General features: G+C 79.1%; 2 protein-coding genes and 1 pseudogene. 2 read left to right on the forward strand and 1 reads right to left on the reverse strand.

Going from position 1 to position 3,514, the window contains the following annotated elements; all coding sequences use genetic code 11:
- Positions 1-650: pseudogene (locus tag ABD323_RS40050) on the reverse strand (hypothetical protein); the annotation flags it as partial.
- A gap of 523 nt (positions 651-1,173) precedes the next feature.
- Between ABD323_RS40050 and ABD323_RS40055 the strand changes: the two are divergent.
- Together ABD323_RS40055 and ABD323_RS40060 are read left to right on the forward strand one after the other, a co-directional pair.
- Entirely contained in the window at positions 1,174-2,394 is a 1,221-nt protein-coding gene (locus tag ABD323_RS40055; protein WP_344447038.1) for a hypothetical protein, read from the forward strand.
- 76 nt (positions 2,395-2,470) lie between these two features.
- Positions 2,471-3,418: a bifunctional riboflavin kinase/FAD synthetase gene (locus ABD323_RS40060; RefSeq protein ID WP_344447039.1), complete on the forward strand. Its 948-nt coding sequence runs from the start codon at positions 2,471-2,473 to the stop codon at positions 3,416-3,418.
- Positions 3,419-3,514: the final 96 nt, after the last annotated feature.

Consider the following 3,514-nt stretch of genomic DNA (forward strand, 5'->3'; position numbering starts at 1 on the left):
CCGGCTGCGCGCGGCCCGCCGGGCCGCGGCACCGGCTGCACCGGCTGGGCCGGCTGCTCGGCGAGGCCCTGGAGCGCGCCGCCCGCCGCTACGGCGTGGACCCGCCGCCGGCCCCCTGCCGTCCGCTGGTCCTGCGGCTGGCCGGGGAGTTGGCCGCGGCCGGCGTCACGTACCCGGCGGCCGGCGAGGCCGAGCTCTACGCGGGCTGGCTCGACCTGCGGTGCCTGGCGATCGCCCGGCTGATCGCGGACGGCGCGGGCCCGGGCGCCGCGCGGCCGGCCTCGCACCGCCGTGGCGCCGTACCCGGCCCGGCGGCGGCGCCGGTGTCGGCCGGACCGGGGCAACTGCGCCGGCTGGCCGCCCTGGTGGCCGGGCGGGTGCACGAGGCGGCCCGCCGGATGCTCGGTCCCGGCCAGGGCGCGCTGGGGCAGGCCGCCTTCGAGGAACTCTTCCCGGCGGCGCAGGGGTGGGCGCGCGCGGTCCTGGTGGACGGGCTGTTCGTCCCCGCGGGGGACGGCTACCGGCTGGCCCACGAGGAGTGCGCGGACTGGCTGCAGGGCCTGCACCTGGACCTGGACGCGGCGCTCGGGCTGCTGCTCGCGGACGCCGGGGCGCGCGGCCGGGCCGTGCCGCGGGCGGTGCCCAGGCATCGCGCGGGGGCGGTCGAGGCGGCGCTGCGGGCGCTGGCCGCCTCCCGTGGGGCGCCGGCGCTGGAGCCGTGGCTGGAGCGGCTCTGGCAGGCCCTGGAGAGCGCGCAGACCACGGACGGTGCCCGCTGGTGGGCGGCCCGGCTGGTGGCCGCCGCGGTGCGCGCCAGCCCCGAGCCGGACGCCCACCGCGCGCTGCTGGTGCGGCTGGCCGAGCGGATCGCGCTCTGCGCGGCGCGGGTCGGCGGTTTCGCCGGGCTGCGGCGGGCGGTGGGCGAGGACCCTGCGGTGGGCGAGGAGAGTGCGGTGGGCGGCGGGCTCGGGGTCTTCGGCCCCGGTTTCTGGGCCGGGCTGGCGCTGACGCCCGAGGTCCGGCTGGACCTGTTGCGCTCGCTGGTGCGCGCGGACGGCCCCGAAGCGGGCTTCCAGGCCATGCCCGCCGCCGGGCTGCGGGCCGGGGCGGCGGCGGTCGCGCCGGTGCGCCCAGGACCTGCTGCACGCCCACCGCGCCCTGGCCGTCGACGAGTTGACCGAGGCACTGGTGGCCGCGGCGCACCCCAGGGCGGACGCGCTGCTGACCGTCCTGGCGGTGGACGAGCCCTCCGCGCTCTGCCGGGCCGTCGACCGCTGGAGCCACGACCCGCGCCCCGAGCGGCAGGTGGCGGCGGCGGTGCGCGCGCTGCTCGTCGCGCCGTACGCCGCCGGGGCCGGACTGGACCTGCTGCGGCACACCGCCCGCGCGCTGCTCGCCCGGGACGACCAACCGGGCCTGCACGGCGCGGCGTTGGCCCTGCTGGTCCGCGACCCGCTGACCCGCGGTCGGCATCTGCCCGCCGCGCTGCGGGCGTTCGCGGCCGACGACCCGTTCGTCGGCGCGCAGGTGCTGGGTCCGGCGCTGGAGAGCGACCCGGAGCCGGTGCTGGCGGCCGTCGAGGCCCGCCTCGCCCGGCCGGGCGGTGGCGCGGCGGCGGTGCTGCGGGTGCTCGCCCGGGCGCCGGCCCCGGCCGGGCGGGCCGGGGCGCCGGACGGCCTGCCCGATCCGGCCACCCGCCTGGTCGGCCGGCTGCTGCGCGGGCACCCGGAGTGGGCCGAGCTGGTGGCCGGCTACCTGGACGGCCGGCTCGCGCTGGGCCGGGCGGCCCGGGGGGATCTGACCGCCCTGCTGGGCGCCCGTCCCGGTGACCGCCCGGCGCCGGTGCGGCGGGCCTTCGCGCTGGTCCTGGCGGCGGACGGTGCGGCGGACGGGGCGGTGGCCCGGGCGGTGGGCGAGGCGCCGGAGGAGGCGGTGGACCCGGGGGTGGGCGAGGCACCGGGGCTGCGGCGCGAGCTGCTGGACCGGCTGCTGGCCACCGAGCAGGACCCCGCCGTGCTGGAGCCCACGCTGGAGCGGGTCGCCGCGCCGGGGGCCGCCACCGAGCCGCGGCGGGCCCGTGCGGTGGTGGCGCGGATCGTGGACGCCTGGGCGCGGGCCGAAGCGCCGCCCGAGCGGCTGGACGCGCTGCTGGTGCGCTGCGCGGGCCGCAGTGCCGCCTTCGCCCAGCTGCTCGCCGAGTGGCCGCCCGAGGACCGTCCGCCGGTCGGCGGCCCGCTGCTGGCCGCGATGCGCGCGCTGCTGGCGCGCGGCCGGGACCCGCAGTACGCGGCCGCCGAGGCCGAGCGCGCGCCGCTGCGCACCGCCGTGGTGGGCCCGCCGCGCGCAGGTGGCGTTCCGGTGCCGGGGCGCGGAGCGGCGCATGGCACGCTATAGGGGTTCGAGTTCGAGCGTTTGAGCACCCGGTAGGGGTGGCTCGAAGCGAAAACGCCATGGAGAAGGAGCGGTCAGGGTGCAGCGCTGGCGTGGCCTGGAGGAGATTCCCGGTGACTGGGGGCGCAGCGTCGTCACCATCGGATCCTTCGACGGAGTGCACCTGGGACACCAACTGATCATCAGTCGTGCGGTCGAGCGGGCCCGCGAACTGGGCGTCCGGGCCGTGGTGGTGACCTTCGACCCGCACCCGAGCGAGGTGGTCCGGCCGGGCAGCCACCCGCCGCTGCTGGCCCCGCAGCCGCGCCGAGCCGAGCTGATCTCCACGCTGGGCGTGGACGCGGTGCTGGTCCTGCCGTTCACCGCGGAGTTCTCCCAGGAGTCGCCGCAGTTCTTCGTCCAGCAGGTGCTGGTCGACGCGCTGCACGCCCGGTTGGTGATCGAGGGCCCGAACTTCCGCTTCGGCCACCGCGCGGCGGGCGACGTGGCGCTGCTCGCCGAGCTGGGCCGGGCCGCCGACTTCGAGGTCGAGGTGGTCGACCTCCAGGTCTCCGGCGAGGCCGGCGACGGTGAGCCGTTCTCCTCCAGCCTGGCCCGCCGCCTGGTGGCCGCCGGTGACGTGGGCGGCGCGGCCGAGGTGCTGGGCCGCCCGCACCAGGTGGAGGGCATCGTGGTGCGCGGCGCGCAGCGCGGGCGCGACCTGGGCTTCCCGACCGCCAACGTGGACACCGTGCCGCACAGCGCGGTGCCGGCCGACGGCGTGTACGCGGGCTGGCTGACCGCTGACGGCGAGCGGATGCCGGCCGCCATCTCGGTGGGCACCAACCCGACCTTCGACGGGACCACCCGCACCGTGGAGGCGTACGCCATCGACCGGGTCGGCCTGGACCTCTACGGCCTGCACGTGGCGGTGGACTTCCTCGCCTACCTGCGCGGGATGGAGAAGTTCGACTCGATCGACGCGCTGCTGGACCGCATGGCGGTGGACGTCAAGCAGGCCCGCGAGCTGACCGAGTCGGCCGGCTAGCGCGGAGCGACCCGTGCTCGTCAGCGCGGCGGCTCACTGCTGGGGCGTCGGGGCGCGGTGAGCTGGCCTCCACCGCGCACGTCGCCAAGCTGCTGC

The sequence above is a fragment of the Kitasatospora nipponensis genome (assembly GCF_039528135.1).
Taxonomy (GTDB): Bacteria; Actinomycetota; Actinomycetes; order Streptomycetales; family Streptomycetaceae; genus Kitasatospora; species Kitasatospora nipponensis.